This is a genomic window from Nocardia niwae NBRC 108934 = DSM 45340 (assembly GCF_001613465.1).
Taxonomy (GTDB): Bacteria; Actinomycetota; Actinomycetes; order Mycobacteriales; family Mycobacteriaceae; genus Nocardia; species Nocardia niwae.
The window spans coordinates 77,150-100,561 of the sequence record NZ_BDCK01000038.1 but is presented as its reverse complement, the minus strand read 5'-3'; the positions used below and the strand labels follow the sequence as shown (position 1 = coordinate 100,561).

Annotated in this window: 26 protein-coding genes; 17 read left to right on the top strand and 9 right to left on the bottom strand. The window is 68.2% G+C overall.

The window, feature by feature from the left end; translation table 11 throughout:
• Window positions 1-103: 103 nt before the first annotated feature.
• Window positions 104-880 carry a helix-turn-helix transcriptional regulator gene (locus NNI01S_RS26615; protein ID WP_063023067.1) on the top strand — a complete coding sequence of 259 codons (777 nt, stop codon included), beginning with the start codon at window positions 104-106 and terminating at the stop codon, window positions 878-880.
• On the opposite strand, the gene NNI01S_RS26610 is transcribed toward NNI01S_RS26615, so the two are convergent.
• From NNI01S_RS26610 to NNI01S_RS26600, 3 genes are all read right to left on the bottom strand, one after another.
• Window positions 809-1,441 carry a nucleoside triphosphate pyrophosphatase gene (locus NNI01S_RS26610; RefSeq protein ID WP_063023065.1) on the bottom strand — a complete coding sequence of 211 codons (633 nt, stop codon included), beginning with the start codon at window positions 1,439-1,441 and terminating at the stop codon, window positions 809-811. The two genes, NNI01S_RS26615 and NNI01S_RS26610, sit on opposite strands and share 72 nt — an antisense overlap.
• On the bottom strand, window positions 1,438-1,764 hold the full coding sequence (locus tag NNI01S_RS26605) for an acyl-CoA carboxylase subunit epsilon (protein ID WP_369689695.1): 327 nt from the start codon (window positions 1,762-1,764) through the stop codon (window positions 1,438-1,440). The genes NNI01S_RS26610 and NNI01S_RS26605 overlap by 4 nt, the downstream gene beginning before the upstream one ends.
• A gap of 202 nt (window positions 1,765-1,966) precedes the next feature.
• Window positions 1,967-3,607: an acyl-CoA carboxylase subunit beta gene (locus NNI01S_RS26600; protein ID WP_063023061.1), complete on the bottom strand. Its 1,641-nt coding sequence runs from the start codon at window positions 3,605-3,607 to the stop codon at window positions 1,967-1,969.
• Window positions 3,608-3,813: 206 nt separating this feature from the next.
• On the opposite strand from NNI01S_RS26600, the gene NNI01S_RS26595 reads away from it, so the two are divergent.
• Window positions 3,814-4,005, top strand: a complete 192-nt coding sequence (locus NNI01S_RS26595) for a hypothetical protein (protein ID WP_063023059.1) — start codon at window positions 3,814-3,816, stop codon at window positions 4,003-4,005.
• A 27-nt stretch (window positions 4,006-4,032) separates the two neighbouring features.
• Window positions 4,033-4,839 (top strand): biotin--[acetyl-CoA-carboxylase] ligase, encoded by an 807-nt coding sequence (locus NNI01S_RS26590; RefSeq protein ID WP_063023057.1) that lies wholly within the window; start codon window positions 4,033-4,035, stop codon window positions 4,837-4,839.
• A 25-nt stretch (window positions 4,840-4,864) separates the two neighbouring features.
• Here the strand turns inward: NNI01S_RS26590 and NNI01S_RS26585 are convergent, their stop codons facing one another.
• Window positions 4,865-5,818, bottom strand: a complete 954-nt coding sequence (locus NNI01S_RS26585) for an acyl-ACP desaturase (RefSeq protein ID WP_063023120.1) — start codon at window positions 5,816-5,818, stop codon at window positions 4,865-4,867.
• 156 nt (window positions 5,819-5,974) lie between these two features.
• Between NNI01S_RS26585 and NNI01S_RS26580 the strand changes: the two genes are divergently transcribed.
• From NNI01S_RS26580 to NNI01S_RS26570, 3 genes are read left to right on the top strand one after another with little or no spacing between them, the layout of a single operon-like run.
• Window positions 5,975-6,520 carry a PH domain-containing protein gene (locus NNI01S_RS26580; protein ID WP_063023055.1) on the top strand — a complete coding sequence of 182 codons (546 nt, stop codon included), beginning with the start codon at window positions 5,975-5,977 and terminating at the stop codon, window positions 6,518-6,520.
• 17 nt (window positions 6,521-6,537) lie between these two features.
• Window positions 6,538-7,215 (top strand): response regulator transcription factor, encoded by a 678-nt coding sequence (locus tag NNI01S_RS26575; protein ID WP_063023053.1) that lies wholly within the window; start codon window positions 6,538-6,540, stop codon window positions 7,213-7,215.
• A 1-nt stretch (window position 7,216) separates the two neighbouring features.
• Window positions 7,217-8,521 carry a sensor histidine kinase gene (locus NNI01S_RS26570; RefSeq protein WP_063023051.1) on the top strand — a complete coding sequence of 435 codons (1,305 nt, stop codon included), beginning with the start codon at window positions 7,217-7,219 and terminating at the stop codon, window positions 8,519-8,521.
• A gap of 1 nt (window position 8,522) precedes the next feature.
• Here the strand turns inward: NNI01S_RS26570 and NNI01S_RS26565 are convergent, their stop codons facing one another.
• Window positions 8,523-9,062 (bottom strand): GtrA family protein, encoded by a 540-nt coding sequence (locus NNI01S_RS26565; RefSeq protein ID WP_063023048.1) that lies wholly within the window; start codon window positions 9,060-9,062, stop codon window positions 8,523-8,525.
• Window positions 9,063-9,101: 39 nt separating this feature from the next.
• Here NNI01S_RS26565 and NNI01S_RS26560 point away from each other — a divergent pair, with 39 nt between their 5' ends.
• The 9 genes from NNI01S_RS26560 to NNI01S_RS26515 all read left to right on the top strand — a co-directional run bounded on the left by NNI01S_RS26560 (window position 9,102) and on the right by NNI01S_RS26515 (window position 17,630).
• Window positions 9,102-10,322 (top strand): 5-(carboxyamino)imidazole ribonucleotide synthase, encoded by a 1,221-nt coding sequence (locus NNI01S_RS26560; protein WP_063023046.1) that lies wholly within the window; start codon window positions 9,102-9,104, stop codon window positions 10,320-10,322.
• A complete protein-coding gene (gene purE / locus NNI01S_RS26555) occupies window positions 10,315-10,830 on the top strand; it encodes a 5-(carboxyamino)imidazole ribonucleotide mutase (protein ID WP_063023044.1) in 516 nt (171 codons plus the stop codon). Before NNI01S_RS26560 ends, purE begins: the two co-directional genes overlap by 8 nt.
• Window positions 10,831-10,840: 10 nt before the next feature.
• Window positions 10,841-11,164, top strand: coding sequence for a hypothetical protein (locus NNI01S_RS26550; RefSeq protein WP_157114987.1), 324 nt, complete (start codon window positions 10,841-10,843; stop codon window positions 11,162-11,164).
• Window positions 11,165-11,264: 100 nt separating this feature from the next.
• A complete protein-coding gene (locus NNI01S_RS26545; protein ID WP_063023040.1) occupies window positions 11,265-12,464 on the top strand; it encodes an NAD(P)/FAD-dependent oxidoreductase in 1,200 nt (399 codons plus the stop codon).
• A 133-nt stretch (window positions 12,465-12,597) separates the two neighbouring features.
• The gene (locus NNI01S_RS26540) at window positions 12,598-13,557 is read left to right on the top strand and encodes an RNA polymerase sigma-70 factor (protein WP_063023038.1); all 960 of its coding nucleotides are present in this window, start codon (window positions 12,598-12,600) and stop codon (window positions 13,555-13,557) included.
• A gap of 27 nt (window positions 13,558-13,584) precedes the next feature.
• Window positions 13,585-14,625 (top strand): hypothetical protein, encoded by a 1,041-nt coding sequence (locus NNI01S_RS26535; protein ID WP_063023036.1) that lies wholly within the window; start codon window positions 13,585-13,587, stop codon window positions 14,623-14,625.
• A 526-nt stretch (window positions 14,626-15,151) separates the two neighbouring features.
• Complete coding sequence (locus NNI01S_RS26525) at window positions 15,152-15,838, top strand: TetR family transcriptional regulator (protein WP_063023032.1); 687 nt, start codon at window positions 15,152-15,154, stop codon at window positions 15,836-15,838.
• A gap of 164 nt (window positions 15,839-16,002) precedes the next feature.
• Window positions 16,003-17,160 (top strand): acyl-CoA dehydrogenase, encoded by a 1,158-nt coding sequence (locus NNI01S_RS26520; protein ID WP_063023029.1) that lies wholly within the window; start codon window positions 16,003-16,005, stop codon window positions 17,158-17,160.
• 179 nt (window positions 17,161-17,339) lie between these two features.
• Complete coding sequence (locus NNI01S_RS26515; protein WP_063023027.1) at window positions 17,340-17,630, top strand: barstar family protein; 291 nt, start codon at window positions 17,340-17,342, stop codon at window positions 17,628-17,630.
• A gap of 103 nt (window positions 17,631-17,733) precedes the next feature.
• On the opposite strand, the gene NNI01S_RS26510 is transcribed toward NNI01S_RS26515, so the two are convergent.
• The 4 genes from NNI01S_RS26510 to NNI01S_RS26495 all read right to left on the bottom strand — a co-directional run bounded on the left by NNI01S_RS26510 (window position 17,734) and on the right by NNI01S_RS26495 (window position 22,285).
• Window positions 17,734-18,870 (bottom strand): epoxide hydrolase family protein, encoded by a 1,137-nt coding sequence (locus NNI01S_RS26510; RefSeq protein ID WP_063023025.1) that lies wholly within the window; start codon window positions 18,868-18,870, stop codon window positions 17,734-17,736.
• 186 nt (window positions 18,871-19,056) lie between these two features.
• Window positions 19,057-20,340: a PIN-like domain-containing protein gene (locus NNI01S_RS26505; protein ID WP_063023023.1), complete on the bottom strand. Its 1,284-nt coding sequence runs from the start codon at window positions 20,338-20,340 to the stop codon at window positions 19,057-19,059.
• Window positions 20,341-20,598: 258 nt separating this feature from the next.
• Window positions 20,599-20,883, bottom strand: a complete 285-nt coding sequence (locus tag NNI01S_RS26500) for a GNAT family N-acetyltransferase (RefSeq protein WP_063023021.1) — start codon at window positions 20,881-20,883, stop codon at window positions 20,599-20,601.
• Window positions 20,884-20,926: 43 nt separating this feature from the next.
• A complete protein-coding gene (locus tag NNI01S_RS26495) occupies window positions 20,927-22,285 on the bottom strand; it encodes an FAD-binding oxidoreductase (RefSeq protein WP_063023019.1) in 1,359 nt (452 codons plus the stop codon).
• Between the two features lie 223 nt (window positions 22,286-22,508).
• On the opposite strand from NNI01S_RS26495, the gene NNI01S_RS26490 reads away from it, so the two are divergent.
• Window positions 22,509-22,838 (top strand): hypothetical protein, encoded by a 330-nt coding sequence (locus tag NNI01S_RS26490; protein ID WP_084489332.1) that lies wholly within the window; start codon window positions 22,509-22,511, stop codon window positions 22,836-22,838.
• Window positions 22,839-22,898: 60 nt separating this feature from the next.
• Window positions 22,899-23,408 carry a GtrA family protein gene (locus NNI01S_RS26485; protein WP_063023017.1) on the top strand — a complete coding sequence of 170 codons (510 nt, stop codon included), beginning with the start codon at window positions 22,899-22,901 and terminating at the stop codon, window positions 23,406-23,408.
• Window positions 23,409-23,412: the final 4 nt, after the last annotated feature.

The following is a 23,412-nucleotide window of genomic DNA, read 5'->3' as shown; positions in this document are numbered from 1 at the left end:
AGGTGTGAGGCGACAGTGACTCTCGTTTCAGATCACAAATCGGATGAGGGCCGAATAAAGGGCACCTACATCCGATAAAGTCTCCCGGGAGGAGGGGTGAGCTATGTCCGATTCTTGGCCGCGGCGGCGACTGCTCGCGATCCTACGTGGCGCCAGCGAGCCTCTCGACGCCCAGGAACTGGCCAGAATCACCGGACAGCACGTCACCACGGTCCGGTTCCACCTCGATGTGCTCACCAGGGAATCCCTCGTCCGGCAGTTCCAGCAGCCGCCGCGCGGCCGTGGGCGTCCGCGCATCGGATACAGCGCGGTGCAGCGATCGGTGGGCTACCAGGATCTGGCGCAGGTGCTCGCCGACCAGCTCGGCCCGGATTCGCGGCGCAGGTCGGAGGCCGCGATCGCGGCGGGCCACGCCTGGGGCAGCCGGCTCGACGTCGGCGACCATCGGGTGGAGTCACTGGAGGACGCCAAGGACCTCACGATGACGTTGATGTCGGAACTGGGTTTCGCCCCGGAGCGCGACCCGTCACCGGAGATCGAGGGCAAGGCGCTGATCCGGTTGACGGCCTGCCCGCTGCGCGAACTGGCGCGGACGCATTCCGAAGTGGTCTGCGGCGTGCACCTCGGCCTTCTCGAGGAGCTGCTCGACCGGGGCGGCGCGCAGGGGACGATCGACGTGCGGATGCATCCGTTCGTCGAGCCGGAGCTGTGCGTGGCCCGGCTGGAACTCATCGCGGCCCAGCGCGCCGAGACCCAGCAGGCGGCGACGGTGCCCCCCGGGGGCGACGCCGAGGCGTTGACCGCGCCGTCAGGCCGTGTGGCCCCACAGCTGCGTAACGCCGATCCCAACATCGCCAAGCAGTCGGCGCAGCAGTGGTAGCCCGATCCCGATGACACTGGACGGGTCGCCATCGATGCGATCGACGAACCAGCCGCCCAGCCCGTCGAGGGTGAACGCGCCGGCCACCTGGAGCGGCTCGCCGGTCGCGATGTAGGCGTCCAGCTCGTCCGGCTCCGGCTTGGCGAAATGCACGGTGGTGCTGCTGCAGTCGACCGCCTCGGCGGTGATCCGGCCATCCCGCATCCGCACCACGCAGTGACCGGTGACCAGATCCGCGCTGCGTCCGGCCATGTCGCCCCAGCGCGCGCGAGCGACCTCAGGGGTGTGTGGCTTACCCTGCAGTTCGCCGTCCACGAGCAGCATCGAGTCGCAACCCACCACAACGCAATCAGCGGCAAACTCCGGGATCGCGGCGGCTACGGCGGCCGCTTTGGCGCGCGCCAGCTCCACCACGACCACCTGGGGTGGCGTGCCCTCGGGGAGGGCGGCGGCGACCGCGTCCTCGTCTACGGCGGAGACCCGGACGATCGGGTCGATGCCCGCCGAGCGGAGAACCTCCCGGCGGGCCGGTGACGCGGAAGCCAGGATCAGCCGCGTCACCCGCGCAGGTGGGACAACTGCGGGAAGGCGTACGGGGAGAACGGCGAACTGCCGCGATGCATCAACGTGGGGTGGCCCCACAGATCCGGCGGACCCGCGGGCCCGGCGTCCGCAGCGCTGTTCGCGGCGGCGGAGAGCACGCACACCAGCGCGGCGAGTTCCTCATCGGTCGGCGAGCCCTTCACGACACGGAAGAACGGCTCCGCGGTGGCCTCGGTGGATAGCGCGGCCGCGTCCGAGCCGGTGGACGCACCGGACTCCTCCGCGATCGGGTCGACTGTGAGATCCAGTTCGACGGCGCTCAACACATCTTCTTCTGCCACGGTCGTCACAGTGCCAGGTCCTCTCTTCGCCTTGGTCAGCCGGAACTGATCAGGCTGTTCCCGTTTTCCGACAAGTTATGGATGAAGCAATCGTCCTCGGACGCACTCATTGCTTCTCTGCAACAAGCCGGTACACGCCAGCGTAAGTGTTACCGAGGCCGATGCCACCCTTTGTGCGCGGCCTATCGAGGGTATCGCTCGATCACAGCGGGATGTTGCCGTGTTTCTTCGGCGGAAGGGTCACCATCTTGCGTTCGAGCAGTCGCAGCGCGGAGACGATCTGGCCGCGCGTGTGCGACGGCGGAATAACCGCGTCCACGTAGCCGCGCTCGGCGGCGACGTACGGGTTCACGAGCGTGTCCTCGTACTCGTTCTGGAGCTCGAGCCGCAGGGCATCGACGTCTCCGCCGTCCTTGGCGGCCTGCTGCAGTTGCTTGCGGTAGACGAATCCGACGGCGCCCGACGCGCCCATGACGGCGATCTGCGCGGTGGGCCAGGCGAGGTTCACATCGGCGCCCATATGCTTGGAACCCATGACGTCGTAGGCGCCGCCGTAGGCTTTGCGGGTGATGATCGTGATTTTGCCCACAGTGGCCTCACCGTAGGCGTAGAGCAGCTTCGCGCCGCGCCGGATGATGCCGTTGTACTCCTGGCCGGTGCCGGGCAGGAAGCCGGGCACGTCGACCAGGGTGATGATCGGGATGTTGAACGCGTCGCAGGTGCGCACGAAGCGGGCGGCCTTCTCCGAGGCGTCGATGTCCAGGCAGCCCGCGAACTGGGTGGGCTGATTCGCCACGATGCCGACGCTGCGGCCGTCGATCCGGCCGAAGCCGACGATGATGTTCATCGCCCGCTCGGCCTGCACCTCGAGGAACTCGTCGTCGTCGAGCAGGCGACGGATCACCTCGTGCATGTCGTAGGGCTGGTTCGGTGAATCCGGGATGATCGTGTCCAGCTCGAGGTCCTCGTCGGTGAGCGAGTCCTCGATCGCGCCGTCGATCGGGTCGGTGGCCGGGAAGCGGGGCGCCTCGGCGCGGTTGTTGCTCGGCAGGTAGGACAGCAGGTCCTTGACGTAGTCCAGGGCGTCCTGCTCGCCGGAGGCGACGTAGTGCGCCACACCGGACTTGGTCATGTGCGTGTGCGCACCGCCCAGGTCCTCCATGGTGACGTCCTCGCCGGTGACCGTCTTGATGACGTCCGGGCCGGTGACGAACATCTGGCTGCTGCCGTCGACCATCACGACGAAGTCGGTCAGCGCGGGGGAGTACACGTGACCACCGGCGGCCGGGCCCATGATCAGCGAGATCTGCGGGATCACGCCCGAGGCCTGGATGTTGCGGTGGAAGATCTCGCCGTAGAGACCGAGCGAGACCACGCCCTCCTGGATGCGCGCGCCCGCGCCCTCGTTGATGCCGATCAGCGGGCGGCCGGTCTTCAGGGCCAGGTCCATCACCTTGACGATCTTCTCGCCGTAGACCTCGCCGAGACTGCCGCCGAACACCGTGACGTCCTGGCTGAAGATGCACACGTCGCGGCCGTCGATGGTCCCGTAACCGGTCACCACACCGTCGCCCAGCGGACGGTTGTTCTCCAGGCCGAAGTTGACGCTGCGGTGGCGGGCCAGCGCGTCGAGCTCGACGAAGGAGCCTTCGTCCAGCAGAGCGAGGATGCGCTCCCGGGCCGTCATCTTGCCCTTGGCGTGCACCTTGTCGACTGCGGCCTCACCCATCGGGTGCTTGGCCTCTTCCAGCCGATTCCGCAGGTCAGCCAGCTTCCCGGCGGTGGTGTGGATATCGGGGGAGCCCGCCGGACCTGATGCGGGCTGCTGCTGGACACTCGTCATGGCTCCGGAGTGTAACCAGTACCAGTACTTCACCGTAACCCAGCTGGGGCTACCGACGAGTAGAAAACCCGCAGCTAGATCGATTTTCCCAGGCAAACTTCCTGGTCGGTAGCAGGGCCGGCGCGGCGGAAAACGAGTATCGCCCACCGGGTGGGTCCGGATAGCCTGAGGGCGAATGATTTCCGGGCTCAGGGGAGGAGCGCGTCATGTGGGAATGGGGCAGAACATTCGCCGAATACGCCGCCGCCGCGGCGTGGACTCGGACCGCTGAAACGGCGCCGAAGTTCGGCGAGCCGGAGTGCTGGGCGGAGACCTCCGAAGACGAGCGGGAGGACGGCGATCGCATGGGCACGGCGGCGCGCGACCCGATCGTCTCCGCGTACGACCTGGTCGGGTAGCGCCCCACACGCGAGTAGCCTTCCGGTGTGCAGAGGCCACCGTTGGATGCAGAGCAGTTGCGGCGCAGTGTCGTCGACTCGCCCGAGCTGTCGTTCTTCTCGCGGATCGACGTGGTCGAGTCGACCGGGTCCACCAATGCGGATCTGATCGCGCTGGCGGCGGATCCGGACGCCGACCACGTGGTTCTGCTGGCGGAGACGCAGGTGCAGGGCCGGGGCAGGCACGCGCGGCCCTGGGTCAGCCCGCCCCGCGCACAGCTGGCGATGTCGCTGCTGGTGCGGTTGCCGGGGATCGGGCCGGCCTCGCTGGCCTGGCTGGCCCTGCTGACCGGCATCGCCGTCGTCGATGCGCTACGGACCACGGCAGGCGTGGCAGCGGAACTGAAATGGCCCAACGACGTGCTGATCGAGGGCCGCAAGGTGGCGGGCATCCTGGCCGAGGTCGCGTCGGGCGCGGGCGGTGGCGCGCCCTCCGTGGTGATCGGGCTCGGGCTCAATGTGAGTCTCACCGAGGACGAACTGCCGGTGCCGCACGCCACGTCGCTGACCATCGCGGGCGCGCGGGAGAGCGATCGCACTGTGCTCGTACGATCCCTGCTCACCGAGTTCGCCCGTCGCTTCACCGCGTGGCGCGACGCGGATTGGGCGACCGATGAGCTGGCCGCCGCCTATCGGGAGCGGTGCGCCACGATCGGCACCGAGGTCCGCGCCGAGCTGCCCGGTGGCCGGACGCTGACCGGCGTCGCCGCGGGCATCGACGACTACGGCCGCCTGCTCATCGGTGACCAGGCGGTATCCGCGGGCGACGTCACGCATCTGCGCGCCCAGTACTGAGCGTGGTGATCGGCCGAGCCCGGCCTCAGACGTGCTGGGCGACGCCCCGGGCGGTCTCGCGGGCGAGCGCCCGATCCCGCTGCTCCTCGAACTTGATCACGTTCTTGCCCAGCTTCGCCACGAACTCGCCCAGTTCGTCGCGCGCCTGCTCGCCGCGCGGCCCGAAATCCGAGCGCTCGAAGACGTTCCACACCTTGAGCACCGGCTCGACGACCTCCTCGAGGTGCTGGCGCAGATCGTAGATGCCGTGCTTGGCCATCAGCACGCCGTAGCGGCGGAAGTTGGGCATCCCGGCGCCGGGCATCAGGAAATTCGTGAGGATTCTGGTGATCGCGGGCATGGCCTGGTCGGGCACCAGGTCCAGCGCCGCGCCGCACAGCGAGCGATAGAAGATCATGTGCAGGTTCTCGTCGGCGGCGATGCGCTGGAGCAAGCGATCGGCGACGGCGTCGTCGCACGCCTTGCCCGTATTGCGGTGCGACACACGGGTGGCCAGCTCCTGGAAGGTGACATAGGCGACGCTCGCCAGGAACCCGCCCCACCCCTGCGGCGACTGGACGCCGTTGCTCATATGGATCATCCTGGCCTCTTCCAGGGCGACCGGATCGACGGCGCGGGTGACGACCAGGTAGTCCCGCATGGCGATGCCGTGGCGGTTCTCCTCGGCGGTCCAGCGATCGACCCAGGTGCCCCAGGGGCCGTCCTCGGAGAAGTTCAGCGCGATCTCCCGGTGGTAGGAGGGGAGGTTGTCCTCGGTGAGCAGATTGGTGATCATCGCGACCCGGGCGACCTCGCTCAGACGCGATTGCTCCGGCTCCCAATCCACGCCGCCCAGGGCGGCGAAATTGCGGCCCTCGCTCCACGGCACGTAATCGTGCGGATTCCAGTCTTTCGCCATGGACAGGTGCCGGTGCACATTCTGTTCGGCGACGGGTTCGAGCTCGGTCAGGATCTGCAGCGGGGTCAGGTCTTTGGTCACGCGTTCCTCCACGGTCGGATCGGCGATGATGGAGCCGGGCGTTGCGCGATACAGAGAGCCACTGCGCGGAATCGTCACACGCAGGCTGCTGATTCTGCAGCATGACGCGCTGCGGTGTCGGTCGTTCCGGCATCTTGACGCGGTAGTGTTCCTGACATGGGTTATCCCGAGGATGTGCTGGCACCCGAGGAACGGTTGCTGCTGCATCGTCATCCGCATTGGAAAATGCTTTTCTGGCCGATCGTGACGCTCATCGTGGCCACGGCCCTCGCCGGTTTCGCGGGCGGGCTCATTTCGCAGAAGGCCACGGGCACCACCGGCTCGGCGCTGCTCATCACCGTGCTCGTGGTGTATGCGGCAATTCTGCTGTGGCGTTGTGTCGCACCGATTGTCAGTTGGAAATCGACCCATTTCATCATCACCGACCGGCGGGTGCTCGTGCGCCAGGGCGTGCTCACCCACACCGGCATCGACATCCCGATGAGCCGGATCTCCAGTGTGCAGTTCCGGCACGGGCTGTTCGACCGGCTGCTCGGCACCGGGACGCTGATCATCGAGTCGTCCTCCTCGGAGCCGCTGGAATACGACGACATCCCGTCGGTCCAGCAGGTGCACGCGCTGCTGTACCACCAGGTGTTCGAGGTCGAACGTCATCGCGACGGCCGCGACGAGCGCTGGGACGACCGTCGCAGCTACCGGTGAGCCCGTAACCTGGGCGTATGACCGCTGTACTGCTGGCCGAGGACGACGACGCCATCGCGGCCCCGTTGTCGCGCGCGCTCGGCCGCGAGGGCTACTCGGTGACCGTCGAGAGTTTCGGCCCGGCCGTGCTGCAGCGGGCCCTGGAAGGCGACCATGACCTGCTCATCCTCGATCTCGGCCTGCCCGGGATGGACGGGCTGGAGGTGTGCCGTCAGGTGCGCGCCCGGGGTGCGGACCTGGCCGTGCTGATGCTCACCGCGCGCACCGACGAGGTGGACTTCGTGGTGGGACTGGACGCGGGCGCCGACGACTACGTCGGCAAGCCGTTCCGGCTCGCCGAGTTGCTCGCCCGGGTGCGAGCGCTGTTGCGGCGCAGCGGGATCGGCGACGACACGGTGGAGGTGGGCGGCATCCGCCTGGAACCCGCGGCCCGGCGCGTGCTGGTCAACGGCGTCGAAATCGGTTTGGCCAACAAGGAATACGAGCTGCTCAAGGTGCTGATCGACCGGGCGGGTCAGGTGGTGCCGCGTGAGACCATCCTGCGCGAGGTGTGGGGTGACGCGGAGCTGCGCGGTTCCAAGACGCTGGACATGCACATGTCCTGGCTGCGCCGCAAGATCGGTGACGAGGGGCCGATGGCCGAGCGGCGCATAGTCACCGTCCGCGGAGTCGGCTTCCGGCTGAACACCGACTGACGTGCGCCGCCGGATCCTGCGCTCCATGCTCACCGTGCTGACCCTCACCACGGTGGTGCTCGGCGTGCCGCTCATCTACACGGCGTGGTTGTGGGTGGAGGACATCACACGCAACGACCTGCAGAACCGGCTGGACCGGATCGCCACGGAGATCATCGCGCAGGAACGCGACGGCACGGTGTCCGGCGAGCTGGACATCCGGTCGGTCGCGCCGCTGGTGCCGGAGAACGGCAGGCTCACCATCGTCTATCCGTCGGAGCAGGACAATGCCGCACGGCGCGATGTCGGGGTGACCGAGGTGGCCGACCCGCTGGTCGAGTCGCTGTCGATGGGTAAGTCGGCGTCGCTGCGCCTGGAGGTGCCGTCGGCGCCGATGCACGCCATGCAGCGTCAAGCGGTCGCGGTGGTCGCGCTGGCCGTGCTCGCCTCACTCGGTGCGGCGGTGTCGGTCGCGGTGGTCACCGCCCGGCGGGTGGCCGACCCGCTGCGGGACGTCGCGGCGCGCGCGGCGCGGCTGGCGATGGGCGACTTCCGGGCCGATCCGCGCAGGCACGGCATCGCGGAGCTGGATCGCGTCTCCGACGTGCTCGACTCGGCGACCGTGGAGATCGCCGGACGACTCCAGCGCGAACACGCCCTGGTGGCGGACGTGTCGCATCAGCTGCGCAGCAGACTGACCGCCGTGCGATTGCGCCTGGACGAGCTGTCCGCGCACCCCGACCCGGAGGTGGTGCACGAGGCCGAGGAGGCCATGGCGCAGGTCGACCGGCTCACCGACGCGATCGACGACCTTGTCCGGGCCTCCCGCGACGAGGACGCGGCCGATCGCGATCCGGTGCCCGTGATGGACGAGTTGCGCGGCGTGGTCGCCGAATGGACCCACCCGTTCACGGAGGCGGGGCGGACGCTGACGCTCACCGGCGACGAGTCGCTGCGCGCCCCGATCACTGGTTCGCGGCTGCGCGAAGCGGTGGCGGTGCTGGTGGACAACGCGCTGATGCACGGCGGCGGCACCTGCACGGTGTCGGTGCGCTCGGTGCGGCCCGGAGCCGACCGCGAGCCGCTGGTCTGCGTGGAGGTCGCCGACGAGGGGCACGGGGTGCGTGACGAGCTGGCGCCGCACATCTTCGACCGGGGCTTCTCCGCGGGCGGTTCCACCGGTGTCGGGCTCGCGCTGGCGCGGGCGCTGGTCGAGGCGGACGGCGGGCGACTGGAATTGCAGCGGCGCAGGCCGGCGCTGTTCGCAGTGTTCCTCGGCTCGTCGAAGGCCCGCCCGGCGAGCGCCGTGGCCCCCGAACCGCGATGAGTCAGCCGCGGCCGAGTTCCTCTTCGACGAGATCGACGAACTCCGCTTCGAGCTCGCTCATCTCGTCCGGGAACACCCAGCGGCGCATCGACCAGAAACGGAACGCCATCTGCAGCAGATTGCCGATGATGAAAGCGCTGATGAAGTCGGCGATGTTCTCGACCGTGAAGCTCACGTTGGGCTGCCGCAGGTCGAAGACATAGCTGGAAATCCACAGCGGCGTGAAGGCCAGCACGACGCCGACGCCGCTGACGGCGAAGAACAGCAGCGCTTCGTGATGCCGTTCCCGCCCGCCGCGATTCTTGAACGACCATTCCCGGTTCAGGATGTAGGACGCGATCACGGCGATGACGCCGGAGATGATCTTGGCCGTCACCGGTTTCTCCGCGAGCACCGTCCACTTCAGCATGTAGAAGATGCCGCTGTCGATCACGAACGTGGTCGCGCCGACGATCGCGAACTTGATCAATTCCCGATGCCGGTACGCGATATCTTGCAGCGGCTTGGGGAGGACGCTGACCACGTCGTCGACGAATGACACAAGACCGGAGTGTACCGGTACCGATCATTCGCGCCGGACATGACAATATTGTCCGACGTGAGCGCACGTTCCTTCGATCCATCGGCCATGCCCACCGTCACCATGATCGGTGGCGGCCAACTGGCGCGCATGACCCATCAAGCGGCGATCGCGCTGGGCCAGCGGCTGCGCGTGCTCGCCGAGCGCCCCGGGGACCCGGCCGCCCAGGTCAGTCCCGAGGTGGTGCTCGGCAGCCACACCGATCTGGCCGCGCTGCGCAAGGCGGCGGTCGGCTCGCACGCGCTGACCTTCGACCACGAGCACGTGCCGACCGAGCATCTGGAGGCGCTGGTCGCCGAGGGCGTCAACGTGCAACCGCCGCCGCAGGCACTGGTCTACGCGCAGGACAAGCTGGCGATGCGCACCAAGCTGAGCGGACTCGGGCTGCCCGTGCCCGCGTTCACGCCGGTGACCTCGGTCGACGACGCGGTGCGCTTCGGCGACGAGCACGGCTGGCGGATCGTGCTGAAGGCGGTGCGCGGCGGCTACGACGGGCGTGGCGTGTGGATGCCCGAGTCCGCCGAAGCGGCCGCGGAGATCGTCACCGATCAGCTCGGGCGCGGCGTCGGGCTGCTCGCGGAAGCCAAGATCGACCTGCACCGCGAGCTCTCGGCGATGGTGGCCCGTTCGCCGTTCGGGCAGGCGGCGACCTGGCCGGTTGTGGAGACCGTGCAGCGCAAGGGCCAGTGCGCGGTGGTCGTCGCGCCCGCGCCCGGCCTGCCGGAGGACACGGCCGCCGCGGCGGAGACCATGGCCCTGAACCTGGCCAGGGAGCTCGGTGTGGTCGGCGTCATGGCGGTGGAGCTGTTCGAGACCACCGATGGCGAGCTGCTGGTGAACGAGCTGGCCATGCGCCCGCACAACTCCGGGCACTGGGGGATGGACGGCGCCCGCACCGGGCAGTTCGAGCAGCACTTGCGCGCCGTGCTCGACTATCCGCTCGGCGACACCACGCCGCTTGCCCCGGTGACCGTGATGGCGAACATCCTCGGCGCGCCGCAGGCCCCGGCGATGTCGATGGACGAGCGGCTGCACCACCTGTTCGCCCGGCTCCCGGAGGCGAAGGTGCACCTGTACGGCAAGGGCGAGCGCCCCGACCGCAAGATCGGGCACGTCAACATCCTCGGCGACGACGTGGCCGAGGTCCGGGAGAAGGCCGAGCGGGCGGCGCACTGGATGTCGCACGCGATTTGGACCGACGGATGGGATCCGCATGAGTGAAGAACTGGCCATCGCCCCGGCAGTCGGCCTGATCATGGGCAGCGACTCCGACTGGCCGACCATGGAGGCGGCCGCCGAGGCATTGGCGGAGTTCGGGGTCCGCTTCGAGGTGGGCGTCGTCTCGGCGCACCGCACCCCGCAGCGCATGCTCGACTACGCGCGGTCCGCGGCCGATCGCGGGTTGAAGGTCATCATCGCCGGCGCAGGCGGCGCTGCCCACCTGCCCGGCATGGTCGCCTCCGCGACGCCGCTGCCGGTGATCGGCGTGCCGGTGCCGCTGAAGTACCTCGACGGCATGGACTCGCTGCTGTCCATCGTCCAGATGCCCGCGGGCGTGCCCGTCGCCACCGTCTCCATCGGCGGCGCCCGCAACGCCGGCCTGCTCGCGGCTCGCATCCTCGCCGCCAACGACCCGGCCTTGCGCACTCGCATGGAACAGTTCCAGGCCGGTCTCGAACAGATGGTTCTGCAAAAGGACGACGCCCTGCGCACCAAGCTCCTGGGCTGAACGGCACACGGTGCGGGAGGTCCCCCTGCATGGGGCCTCCGTCAACGTGGTGGTCCGATGGCAGTATCTCGATCTGGGGCCCGATGTCAGGGACGTTTCCGGAACCGCCACGCTGTTGCGCCTGTTCTGCGACGCGTACGGCTCCGATGAGCGCGATGAACTCATCGACACGGTCCTGTGGTGGCAGGAGCGCTGCTGGCACGGCATCGAGACGACTGCTGCGGCGGGTGACCCTGCCATGATGCGCCTTCGCGCGGCCGGTGTGCCCGCTCGCATCCGTGCCGGGCGCCGGTGGGTCATCGAGCATCGCGCCGAACTCGAAGCCGCGCTGTAGGGCGCGAAGACTCCGCCTGCGGGTGATCTGCGTCACATGCTGTCAGGAAGTCGGCGGGTGCGGTGTCTTGTGCTCGAGCCTCTCGAGCGAAGGAGACACCATGAGCGACAAGATCGATGTGGTCGTGATCGGCGGCGGATATGCCGGGGTGATGGCGGCCAATCGCCTGACACAGCGCGAGGACGTGCGGGTGACGGTGATCAATCCGCGCTCGGCGTTCGTTCCGCGCCTGCGTCTGCACCAGCTGGTGGGCGGGACCCATGATGCGGTGGTCGACTATCAGGAAGTTCTGGCCGAGGCGGTGCGGCTGGTGGTCGACAGCGTCACGCGGATCGACGCGGCGGAGCGCAGCGTGACGTTGGCCGACGGCGGCGCGGTCGGCTACGACTATCTGATCTACGCGGTGGGTAGCGGCAGCGCAGCCTCGCGGGTGCCGGGTGCGGACGAGTTCGCTTACCCGATCGCCACTTTGGAGGCGGCGCGGCAGTTGCGGTCGGTGCTCGACGACACACCCCTGGCGGCTGCGGTGACGGTCGTCGGAGGCGGGCCCACCGGTATCGAGACCGCTGCGGAACTGGCGGAACAGGGCCGGGCCGTCACGTTGGTCTGCGGCGCGGTGGTCGGTCCGTACCTGCACCCACGGGCCCGGCGTACCGCCCGCAGGTACCTCGCCAAGCTGGGGGTGACCGTGGTGGAAGGCCCTGACGCGGCGGTCACGACGGTGACGCCGGAGGCCGTCGAGCTCGGTGACGGTCGCGCGTTGGCGAGTCGGGTGACCATCTGGACGGCGGGCTTCGGTGTGCCCGATCTGGCCGCCCGCAGCGGGCTGCGCACCGACGCCGCCGGGCGCCTGCTCACCGACGAGACGCTGACCAGCGTCGACGATGAGCGCATCGTCGCGGCAGGGGATTCGGCGGCACCGTCGGACCTGCCGTTCCGGATGAGCGCCTACGCGGCGGGCTGCCTCGGTGCCCACGCCGCCGACACGGTGCTGAACCGGATCGCGGGTGAACAGCCCGCACCGGTCGACCTGTCGTTCCCCGCGATGTGCCTCAGCTTCGGCCGGGATGCCGGGATCTTCCAGCTCGGACGCAAGGACGACACCGCGATGCCGCTGTACTTCAGCGGGCTAGCGGGCACGAAGCTCAAGGAGTTCGCCTGCGTCTCCAGCGTCAACCATCTGGTGAACGAAGCGCGCAAGCCCGGGTCGCACCACTGGCCCAAGGACGGCAAGTACCGGCCGCAGCTGTTGCAGGCACAGCGCGGCGGCGCGCCGGTCGTCGCCGAACCGGCGACTTAGCAGCGGCGGACCAGCGATCGCAGGAGTGGCAGCGTCGTTCCGCCGTTGCCGCATCCGCCGGAACGGAAGTACATCGGTGCGCGATGGGTCGTGCGCCCTCGAATCGGATCGAACGTCTACGGAGGAGGACCTCGTGGAACCAACCAGTGGCGCCGACGGACAACGGACGGCCGACCGCGAGGCCGAACCGGGCGACAGCGGCGACCATGCCACGGCCGAGGCGACCGAGACGTTCCTCGCCCATCGCAACCTTCTCTTCACGGTCGCCTACGAGATGCTCGGATCGGCGGCCGACGCCGACGACGTCTTGCAGGAAACCTGGTTGCGCTGGGTGGGAGTCGACGCGGCGCACGTCACCGAGCCGCGCGCCTACCTGGTGCGCATCGCCACCCGGCAAGCGCTCAACCGGTTGCGCTCGGTGAAGCGCCGCAGGGAGGCGTACGTGGGCTCCTGGCTGCCGGAACCGCTGCTCACCACTCCGGACGTGGCCGCCGACGTCGAACTCGCCGAGAGCGTGTCGATGGCGCTGATGCTCGTGCTCGAGACATTGACCCCGACCGAACGGGCGGTGTTCGTGCTGCGCGAAGCCTTCGGATTCGGCTACGACGAGATCGCGGCGGCGGTCGACAAGACCCCCGCTGCCGTGCACCAGATCGCGTATCGCGCCCGTCGCCACGTCGACGCCCGCCGCCCCCGCCGCTCGGTCACCGCGCGCCAGGCCGAGGCGGCTGCCGAGGCGTTCCGGCGGGCGCTCGAGACGCGCGATGTGCAGGGTTTGCTCGATGTGCTGGCCCCGGACGTCGTCGCCATCAGCGACGGCGGCGGCATCAAGCAGGCCACGCCACGGCCGGTCGTCGGCGCCGACAAGGTGGCCCGTTTCATCGTCGGCGGCCTCACCAAGAACGACGTCGCGCTCACCGTCGAGTCGACCACGGTCAACGGCAGCCCCGCGCTGGCGCTGCATGTGGACGGCGAACTCGACGGCGTGATGGCGATGCGCGTGGAGGACACCCGCATCACCGGCCTCTACTACGTGCGCAACCCGCAGAAACTCGCCCACGTCGACTCCGAAACCCCGCTGACCTTGCGCTGAGTCGACCCCACCGCTCGAGGAGAGAACATGACCACGCGGGCGTCGCTCGCCGATCCTTTTCCGTCCCGCTGGCCGACGGTGGCCGGGGCAGTCCTGCTGCTCACGGCGATCGTCAGCGTGCTGCTCGTCGCCTTCGCCTGGCCGTCGGTGCGGTCGTCGGTCCATGATGTGCCGATCGCGGTCGCCGGGCCGAGCCCCGCGGTCGCGCAACTGCGCACCACACTCGAACAACGCCTGCCTGGCGGCTTCGAGATCAGCGAGGTGGCCGACACGGCGGCCGCGGAACACCTCATCCGCGACCGGAAGGTGTACGGGGCCATCGACCTCAGCTCCGGCGCTCCGCAGGTCGTCGTCGCCTCCGCCGCGGGCCCCGCGGTCGCCCAGACGCTGCAGGGCGTCGCGACCGGCCTGGCGCAGTCGGGGAAGCCCGGCACCGCGGTTCGCGACCTCGTCGCTCTGCCCGCCGACGATCCGCGCGGCGCAGGCCTGTCGGCGGGCGCCTTGCCCCTGGTCATGGGTGGTCTACTGGCCGCGGTGCTGCTGACCCGGCTTGTTCGCGGCACATTCCGCCGGGTCATCGGGGCGCTGGCCTTCGCGATCACCGGCGGCTCGGCCGTGACCGCGATCCTGCAGTTCTGGCTGGGTTCGCTGAGCGGTTCCTATCTCGCGAACACCGGCGCGGTCGGCTTGTCCATCGCGGCACCCGCTTCGACCGTCCTCGGGCTGGAGGCACTGCTCGGCTACGCCGGGATCGGGATCGGCGCCGTGGTGATGATGCTCATCGGCAACCCGCTCTCGGGCACGGCGACCGCACCGGAGATGCTGCCGGGCTGGTCCGGTGCGCTCGGCCAGGCCCTGCCGCCCGGCGCCGGTGGTCGGTTGCTGCGGTCGACCGCCTTCTTCGACGGCCACGGGGCAACGCAGGCTGTCGCGGTCCTGCTGGCTTGGCTCACGCTCGGCGTCGCATTGTGCCTGGTCGGCTGGCTGCGTGCGCGTCGCGCCGCCATCGGACGGGCGGGATTGCGCACAGCACGGGCGGACGGCGCCCCGGCGGTGCTCAGCAGCTGACACACTTCAGGGCCGTCTGACCGATACCGGGCTGACGGCCCTGCGGTGCGTGCGTCTATCGGACCGTCTCGGCGTCGGTCGACCGGTGCGGCCTCGCCCGACTTCATCGGCGGTGGGCGGTGCCGGCGATCACGCCGACCAGGCATGTCGGTGGGAACGGTGGCTGCGACGAGTCGCGAGCGCGACCCGCGGTGCGGGAAAGCGCGGCCAGGCGCGGACCGGCCAGGCGCAGGTCGGTGCAGACCTCGCCCTGCGCATGGCGCCGGTCAGCGTCGCGCCTACGGGTTCGACGAGATCAGCGATCGCGCCCGTGGGCAGCGTGCCCGCTCCGCGCGGCGCGGAGGTCACCTGCTTCGAGCGGGCGCGTCCGGGTGAGAGATCCCGCCCGGCCGCCGTGACCGGCGCGCCTTCGGTGTGCGGCTCGCTACGGAGGAAGACGAACGCCGACCTGCTGAAACAGCGTCTGACCACGAAGGTCCCGGTGTCGGGGATTCGCTCTCCCGGCCGCTGACTACGGTGTGAGGTCGTGACTACAGGGGATATCGCTCGAACGCGGGGAGGCGACGACACCGCGCACTTTCGACTGACGGTGGTGGATCAGGCGCTGCGGTTGTTCGCCGAGAAGGGGTACGAGGCGACGACGGTGGACGAGATCGCCGAAGCGGCCGGGATCTCCCGGCGGACGTTCTTCCGGCAGTTCCGCTCGAAAGAGGACGTGATCTTCGCCGACCACGAGTCGCAGCTGGCGCAGGCAGCGGAGTTCCTGGCCGCGTCGGCCGACGACCCGTGGGAGGCGGTGTGCGCGGCGGTGGTGCACGTTTTCGAACGATTCACGCAGTGGCGGGAGATTGCGGCGCGGCGGTACCAGGTGGTGCGGCGGGTGCCCGCGCTGCGGGAGCGCGAGATCGTCACGGTGTTCCGCTACGAGCGGTTGTTCACCGACTACCTGCGCGAGCGGCTGCCCGACGCCCCCGACCTGGCGCGGGTGCAGTTCACCGCCGCCGTGACGGCCACGCACAACTATCTGCTGCGCCGGATGGTGCGCGGCGAGTCGGACGCGGGCGCCGCCGACCTGCGGGTGGAGCTGGCCGCGATCCCGCGCGGCGCGGGCCGTGCCGTGAACCCCGACGAGCTGGTCGTCGCCGTGTTCCCCCGCGACGCCGCGCCCAGGCAGATCACGGACTTGCTGGTCCGCAAGCTCGGTACCCTGTGAGCTGGCCCGGAGTGCGACCAATCTGACACTGAGTGCCACAACATCTCCCCATGTGATCGGCGTCTATGTGGGTATACTCGACCAAGAGATGGCACTGAGTGCCGATGCGCTGCATTCGTTCGAGGAAAGTGGCGCCGACCACCGACGACCAGGAGTGAAGCCCGATGGCGGGAAACCCCGATTTCGACCTGTTCAAGCTCGAGGACTTCCACGATGAGCTGCGCGAAGCCATCCGTGCTCTCGCGGAGAAGGAGATCGCCCCGCACGCCAAGGACGTCGACGGCAACTCCCGCTTCCCGGAGGAGGCGCTGACCGCGCTCAACGCCTCCGGTTTCAACGCCGTGCATGTGCCCGAGGCGTATAGCGGCCAGGGCGCCGACTCGGTGGCCACCTGCATCGTGATCGAAGAGGTCGCGCGCGTCTGCGGTTCCTCCTCGCTGATCCCCGCGGTCAACAAGCTCGGCACCATGGGGCTGATCCTGAACGGCTCCGAGGAGCTGAAGCAGAAGGTGCTGCCGGACATCGTCAACGGCGCGATGGCCTCCTACGCGCTGTCCGAGCGCGAGGCGGGCTCCGACGCGGCCGGCATGCGCACACGGGCCAAGCAGGAGGGTGACGACTGGATCATCAACGGCTCCAAGTGCTGGATCACCAACGGCGGCAAGTCCTCCTGGTACACCGTGATGGCGGTGACCGACGCGGAGAAGGGCGCCAACGGCATCTCGGCGTTCATGGTGCACAAGGACGACGAAGGCTTCGTGGTCGGCCCGCTCGAGCACAAGCTCGGCATCAAGGGTTCGCCCACCGCCGAGCTGTACTTCGAGAACTGCCGGGTGCCGGGTGACCGCATGATCGGCGAGCCGGGCACCGGCTTCAAGACCGCGTTGCAGACCCTCGACCACACCCGCCCCACGATCGGCGCGCAGGCCGTCGGCCTGGCTCAGGGCGCACTGGACGCGGCCATCGCTTACACCAAGGACCGCAAGCAGTTCGGCAAGTCGATCGCCGACTTCCAGAACACCCAGTTCATGCTGGCCGACATGGCGATGAAGATCGAGGCCGCCCGCCTCATGGTCTACACCTCGGCCGCCCGCGCCGAGCGCGGCGAGAAGAACCTCGGCTTCATCTCCGCCGCCGCCAAGTGCTTCGCCTCCGATGTCGCCATGGAGGTCACCACCAACGCCGTCCAGCTGTTCGGCGGCGCGGGTTACACCACCGACTTCCCGGTGGAGCGCATGATGCGCGACGCGAAGATCACCCAGATCTACGAGGGCACCAACCAGATCCAGCGCCTGGTGATGTCGCGCGCGCTGCTCAAGTGATGTTTCGGTAGGTGTGCGGGCGTTCGGGCGGTCCCGGAACGCATCTCAGGGCCTCTTCGGGCCGTCGAGGTGCACGGGCTGCCCGAACGTCTGTCGCCCGCCCGCTCGAAGCTGCCATCCGAACGACGTAGAGTGCCGCACCGCTACCTTCTTCCAACTGTCGAACTGGAAGCAACACCATGCGCGTCACCATCGATGGAACACGGATTCGGGCTCATGCGGACCTGCACCGCGCCCTGTGGGCTCCCCTGGATTTCGGCCCGTACTACGGGCACAACCTGAACGCTCTGTGGGACCGCCTGACCACAGACGTCGAACGCCCGGTCGAGATCGTCTGGGAGGATTCCCGGATCAGCAGAGAACTGATGGGCGTCGAGGCTTTCGAGGCGATCGCTTCCGTGCTGATCAGAGCCGCCGAGCGGGACGAGTCGAACCCGGTGGGCAAGAGGCTCATCGTGCGTTTCGCCTGACGGGCGAAGGCGGCGGCGAACCGAAGGGGATTCGAGTACAGCCGTCGGCGTGACACCATGCTCAGGTTTCGATGACCGGAGACTGTCTCGCGCGGGCCGGACCTCAGCCGATTGTGGCAAAGAACCGCCGGATGTCGCCGACGAGCAGTTCGGGTGCCTCGTGCGCGGCGAAGTGGCCCGCGGCATCGTTCGGACCGCCGAGCGCCGAGCCCGCGTCGTAGGAATTCCAGCTGACGATATTGCTGTGGTCGCGCTCGGCGAACCGGCGGATCGACTGGAAATCGCCCTTGAACATGGCAAGTGCGGTGGGGGTCGTGGTCGAGCCGGTCGGGCGGTCGGTGCTGTGCGCCTCTTCGTAGTAGTACCGGACCGAGGAGGCCGCGGTGCCGGTCAGCCAGTAGAGGGCAACGTTGCCGATGACGAAATCGGCGTCCAGACTCTCACCGAAGAGCTGAGCGTTCCAACCCAGCAAGCCGATCGGCGAATCGGAGAGCGCGTAGGCCAGCGTTTGCGGCTGCTGGCTGCACAGGATGTTGAACGCCATCTTGTTGTCCTGGAACCACTTCAGGTGTTCGAGTGCCGCCAGGTCCTCCGGCGAGAGGCCGACGAACTCGGCCGGATCGCCGGACGGGAACGAAAACAGCTGTGTCACATGGACACCTACTACCCGGTCCGGCGCCAGGCGACCGATCTCCGGGGAGACCATCGAGCCGCCGTCATTGCCGATCGCGCCGAAGCGCTGGTAGCCGAGCCGATCCATCAGCTCGAGCCATGCCTTGGCGACGCGCCGCATGGTCCAGCCGGTGCTGTGCGTCGGGCCGGAGAAGCCCATGCCGGGCAGTGCCGGAATCACGAGGTGGAAGGCGGGATGCTCAGCGGACTCCGGCGCGGTCAGCGGCTCGATGATGTCGAGGAACTCGAGCACCGAGCCGGGCCAGCCGTGGGTCAGGACCACGGGCAGCGCGTCCGCGCGAGATGACCGGATGTGCAGAAAGTAGATGTTCTCGCCATCGATCTCGGTGGTGAACTGCGGATAGGCGTTCAGCTTCGCCTCGAGTGCCCGCCAGTCGAAGGTCTCCAGCCAGTACTGTGCCAGGCCGCGCACCCGATCCTCGGGGACTCCATAGGAGTCGCCCACGCCGGGCAGTTCGCCCGGCCACAGGGAGCGGCGCAGGCGATCGGCCAGATCGTCGAGCTCGGCCTGCGGGATGTCGATCTGGAACGGCTTGACGGTGCCCATGGCGATCTCCTTCGGAATGGAATGCTTCGTTCTGTTTGAACCATACAGAACGGATCATTCCGTTTCAAGTCCGGGCATCATGCTGAAGCGGGCGATGCTCCAGCTCGGAGCCGTACGGGGCCGTGAGGCGCAGGCAGGCCACTGCCGTTCATGGCTGCACGGCGCAACTGTGGCACCGGCTGCGGTTCAAGGACCCGTGACCGACCTCAGGCGCCCGTTCAACCTCTGGCGACATGCTTCGCTCGGGCATTTCAGCCATTCGCGTCCGTTCTGGCTGATCAAAGTCAGTTCGCTACCGCAGTCGCCGCAGGTTTCGGGGAATATCGGCAGCCTTTCCGAACCCGTCCTCCGGTCGACCACCGGGCCGATGATGTCGTAACCGTTCCCGTTGTTTTCCAGCACGACGGAATCGTGCACCAGTACCCCGGACGTCTCCAGCCAGCTCGTACTGGGGATGGTCACGAATACTCGCTTGCCGCGCGAGTTGAACTCCTCGTCGGTGAGTTCGACCAGGAAACCCGGGATTTCTGCGCCTTCCGGAGCGTTCGCAGTGACGAAACGCAGGATGTTTCCGTATTCTCGCGGTTTGCTACTGCGGGCTTTCCGGGAAGACTCGACCGTTCGGATGGTCTCGTCGGACACTGTTGCCTTCAGGTGCTTCTTCGCCAGCCTCAGAAAACCGTCCAGCGTGGTTTGGTGGTACTTCTGGCCGGACTCCTCGGCCATCTCCCGGATCAACTGGACATGGGGACCGATGATCTGCCCGTGCACCTTCAGGTACGCGTCTTTCGTGTCATCGGTGATGTAGAGGACGGGAGTTTCGGTGCTCTTCGCGAGGTCCAGGAGCTCGAACCAGATCAGGCAATCACCCGTGGCGTCATCCTTCGACATGTCCGCATACCCGGGTGGTATGCGAGCCGTAATGCGCGCTTCGGCCTTCTTTTTTCGTTCGTCGTATGCTCGGGCGTCGAGCTTCTTCCCCACGCGTGCATCGGTGATCAGACTGTCGAGGGAAGCGCGGATCGGGTCGGACTGCCGTACGGTCCGGAAATCTATGGTGTGCTTGCTCCGCAGCTCGTCCAGGGCGGAGGTCATTATGCTCCGACTCCTGGCCTGCGCCTCGTTGAGCGAGTCGATGGCATTGCCGAACTCCTGCTCGATGGCCGCCCGGATCTCGCGATCCCTGATGTCTCTGACGGCGTTGGCGCGCAGTTCCCCTATCGCCTTGATGTACTCGGCGTGTGCGGTGTCGAATCCTTTGTTCGCCAGCGATGATATCGATTCGTGTGTCTTCTGTTGGTCGGCGGCCACCTTCAGCCGATTTCGCTGGTACTCCAAGGCGGCTTGGTAGGGAACCCACAGTCGATCCGAGACGATCTCGAGAACTTCCAAGATCTGCTTACGCTGGGAATCGCTGACCCGATACAGGGCGAGCATGATATTGGCGTCGAGTGCGATCGTGGCGGACATGATGAACTCACGAATATCGTCCTCGTCGGGCCCATACCACTCCGAAAATATGGACTGCAACCTCAGAACCCATCCGCTCGCACGACCGGCATAGCACCATTGAAACACAGCGACCGTGCCTCCCAACGCGATTCGACGTGGAGTGAGTGGCACATGGTTGTCCCCGGACGGATTTCACCGCGGTGCACGGCATGACGAAGACAGTGATACCGGGCTTGCCCGCCGCAAGCGGCCGTTGAGTCCCGGTATGTTCCGCGGTCAGGAGACGAGATCGGCGTATTCGCGGTGTTCGGCGATGAACTGCTCCACGTACCAGCAGGTGGGCACAACCGAGAAGCCCGCTGTGCGGGAGTCGTTGAGAGCGAATTCGACGACTTGGGCGGCTACGCCGCGGCCCCGGAACTCCGGGAAGGTCAGCGTGTGGTGGAAGTCGCGAACCTTGGGGTCTTCGCGTTCGGCGTAGTCGGCATACCCGGCGAGAGTGTCATCGATGTAGATCTCGTATCGGGTGTCGGCGACGTTGTGTTCGAGCCTTGTCGTCATAGTCGGGTAGAACTCCTTGTCGGTACGGAATGTTCCGGCTCGGTCACAGGATCGCGCCGGGATTGAGGATGCCGTCCGGGTCGAGCGCGTCCTTGATGCGCCGGGTCAGGGCCATCACGTCGGGGCCGAGCTGATCGGGCAGCCAGGCCTTCTTCAAACGGCCGACGCCGTGCTCGCCGGTGATGGTGCCGCCGAGTGCGATGGCGAGGTCCATGATCTCGCCGAAGGCGCGGTGCGCTCGCGCGGTGTGATCCGCGTCGGAGGGGTCGTGCACGATCAGCGGATGGGTGTTGCCGTCGCCCGCGTGCGCGATCACCGACACCGTCACCGCGTTGCGCTCGGCGATCTCGGCCACGCCGGACACCAGGTCGCCGAGCCGGGGCAGCGGCACACCGACGTCCTCGAGCAGCAGCGGCCCGAGCTTCTCCACGGCGGGAATCGCCAGACGCCGGGCGGCCGCGAACGCCTCGCCCTCGGCCGGGTCCTCGGTTTGGAAAACCGCGGTGGCCCCGGCCTTCTCGCAGGCCGCCGCCATGACCTCGGCCTCGCGCCGGGCGTACTCGCCGGGGGCGTCGGAACGCGCGACCAGCAGCGCGGCCGCCTGCCGGTCCAATCCCATGCGCAGTTGGTCCTCCACGGCGTTGATCGACACCGAGTCCATGAACTCGAGCATCGACGGACGCAGTTCACCGGTGATCGTCAGGATCGCCTCGGTGGCCGCCGTGAGCGTGGGGAAGCTCGCGACGACCGTGCTCTGCGGCGGTTGCGCGGGCAGCAGCCGCAGGGTCAGTTCCGTGATCACCCCCAGCGTGCCCTCGCTGCCGACGAACAGCTTGGTCAGCGACAGCCCGGCCGAGTCCTTCAAGCGCGGGCCGCCGAGCCGCACGACTGCTCCGTCGGCGAGCACGACCTGCATGCCGAGCACGTAATCGGTGGTGACGCCGTACTTCACACAGCACAGTCCGCCCGCATTGGTGGCGGCGTTGCCGCCGATCGAGCAGATCTCGAACGACGACGGGTCGGGCGGGTACCACAGACCGTGCTCCGCGACCGCGCGCTTGACCTCGGCGTTGAGCAGGCCTGGCTGCACCACCGCGGTCCGGGTCACCGGGTCGACGGTGATCGCGCGCATCCGCTCGGTCGTGAGCACGATGGCTCCGTCGACGGCCGTGGCGCCCCCGGACAGCCCGGATCCGGCTCCGCGCGGGATCACCGGGACACGATGCGCGGCGGCCCACCGCAGCGTCGCGGCCACGTCGTCGGTACCGGTGGCCCGCACCACGGCCAGCGCGGTGCCGGCGCCGGGATCGCGGGCCCAGTCCTGCCGGTAGCCGGCCAGCAGGTCGGGATCGGTGAGCACCGTGCCGTCGGGGAGAGCGGCGATCAACTCATGCAGGTCCACAACCTCACGCTAGCTCGCCGTGCCCGGTATTTGCTGATCGGCCGACCCGTGCCCGCGGGCGAACGGACGCCCCGAAATGTGATGTCACCCGCCACAGTGGTATTACCGCCTTCGGGAGACCAGAATGCCGACAGGGGCTTGACTGTCGGGACATCGAGTTCTCCCGGGGTCGCCACGTCGCGGCGCCGGCAGTCATGCGGTTCGCCGCGTACCACTTGGAGGGATGGAACGGATGCAGGGCGGACAACCGAGTCGCCGGGAACTGGTCGCCGCGATGTTCTCCAGCGAATTCGTCGAGGGTGGCATCGATCCGGACGCGCTGCGCCGGGTGCACGCTGGCGAGCACGAGGAGTGGCTGACCGCGCTGGACCGCTCGGGTGTCTTCGGCAACGAGGCACTCGCCGAGCTGACCGATCTCTGGCGCCGCGAGCCTCGCGAGTTGCTGGAGGCGTTGCTGGCCGACGCGGACGACGTCGCGCGGCGGCGTTGCCTGGCGGCGTGGGCCGGGCTGGAGCACGACGCGGACGATCCCGGCCAGGCCCAGATCAGCTGAGCCACCGGCCGGTCGCCGCCCGCTCATCTGCCGGACATCTGCCGCTGGCACCCTGGTCGCGTGCACGAGCTGTCCGAGACCGCCGACACCGTCGCCGATCGGTTCACCCACTGGTGCGAGGCGGTCGTCGCCCGGCTGCCGTTCGGACTGAACCGTCTCGTCCCGCCGACCTTTCTCGGCTTCGCGCTGATCAACAGCGGCACCTTCGCTGTCGACCTGGCGCTGCTCACTCTTTTGCACGGTGGGTTCGAGCTGCCGGTGTGGTTGTCGGTGACCGTGGCGTACGTGTGCGCGTTCGCGCTCAGCTTCGTACTCAATCGCACGTTCAACTTCCATTCCCACGCGCCGGTCGGCAGGCAGGCCGCGGTGTACGTCGTGGTGGTCGTGCTCAACTACCTCGCGTTCATCCTCGGCATCGGCAGCGGACTCACCGCGCTCGGCCTGCAATACCACCTGTCCCGGTTGCTGGCGGGCGCATGCGAGGCGATCTACATGTACAGCGCGATGCGCTGGGTGGTCTTCCGCCGCGCCGCAGAGCCGAAGCCCGCGCTCGCGCCCGAAGTGGCGTGAGGTC

Bases quoted from the DNA above. Each gene is read 5' to 3' on its own strand.
- NNI01S_RS26615 (WP_063023067.1), top strand. From the start codon at position 104: ATGTCCGATTCTTGGCCGCGGCGGCGACTGCTCGCGATCCTACGTGGC.
- NNI01S_RS26600 (WP_063023061.1), bottom strand. From the start codon at position 3,607: ATGACGAGTGTCCAGCAGCAGCCCGCATCAGGTCCGGCGGGCTCCCCC.
- NNI01S_RS26595 (WP_063023059.1), top strand. From the start codon at position 3,814: ATGTGGGAATGGGGCAGAACATTCGCCGAATACGCCGCCGCCGCGGCG.
- NNI01S_RS26580 (WP_063023055.1), top strand. From the start codon at position 5,975: ATGGGTTATCCCGAGGATGTGCTGGCACCCGAGGAACGGTTGCTGCTG.
- NNI01S_RS26575 (WP_063023053.1), top strand. From the start codon at position 6,538: ATGACCGCTGTACTGCTGGCCGAGGACGACGACGCCATCGCGGCCCCG.
- NNI01S_RS26560 (WP_063023046.1), top strand. From the start codon at position 9,102: ATGACAATATTGTCCGACGTGAGCGCACGTTCCTTCGATCCATCGGCC.
- purE (WP_063023044.1), top strand. From the start codon at position 10,315: ATGAGTGAAGAACTGGCCATCGCCCCGGCAGTCGGCCTGATCATGGGC.
- NNI01S_RS26545 (WP_063023040.1), top strand. From the start codon at position 11,265: ATGAGCGACAAGATCGATGTGGTCGTGATCGGCGGCGGATATGCCGGG.
- NNI01S_RS26535 (WP_063023036.1), top strand. From the start codon at position 13,585: ATGACCACGCGGGCGTCGCTCGCCGATCCTTTTCCGTCCCGCTGGCCG.
- NNI01S_RS26520 (WP_063023029.1), top strand. From the start codon at position 16,003: ATGGCGGGAAACCCCGATTTCGACCTGTTCAAGCTCGAGGACTTCCAC.
- NNI01S_RS26515 (WP_063023027.1), top strand. From the start codon at position 17,340: ATGCGCGTCACCATCGATGGAACACGGATTCGGGCTCATGCGGACCTG.
- NNI01S_RS26510 (WP_063023025.1), bottom strand. From the start codon at position 18,870: ATGGGCACCGTCAAGCCGTTCCAGATCGACATCCCGCAGGCCGAGCTC.
- NNI01S_RS26505 (WP_063023023.1), bottom strand. From the start codon at position 20,340: ATGTCCGCCACGATCGCACTCGACGCCAATATCATGCTCGCCCTGTAT.
- NNI01S_RS26500 (WP_063023021.1), bottom strand. From the start codon at position 20,883: ATGACGACAAGGCTCGAACACAACGTCGCCGACACCCGATACGAGATC.
- NNI01S_RS26490 (WP_084489332.1), top strand. From the start codon at position 22,509: ATGGAACGGATGCAGGGCGGACAACCGAGTCGCCGGGAACTGGTCGCC.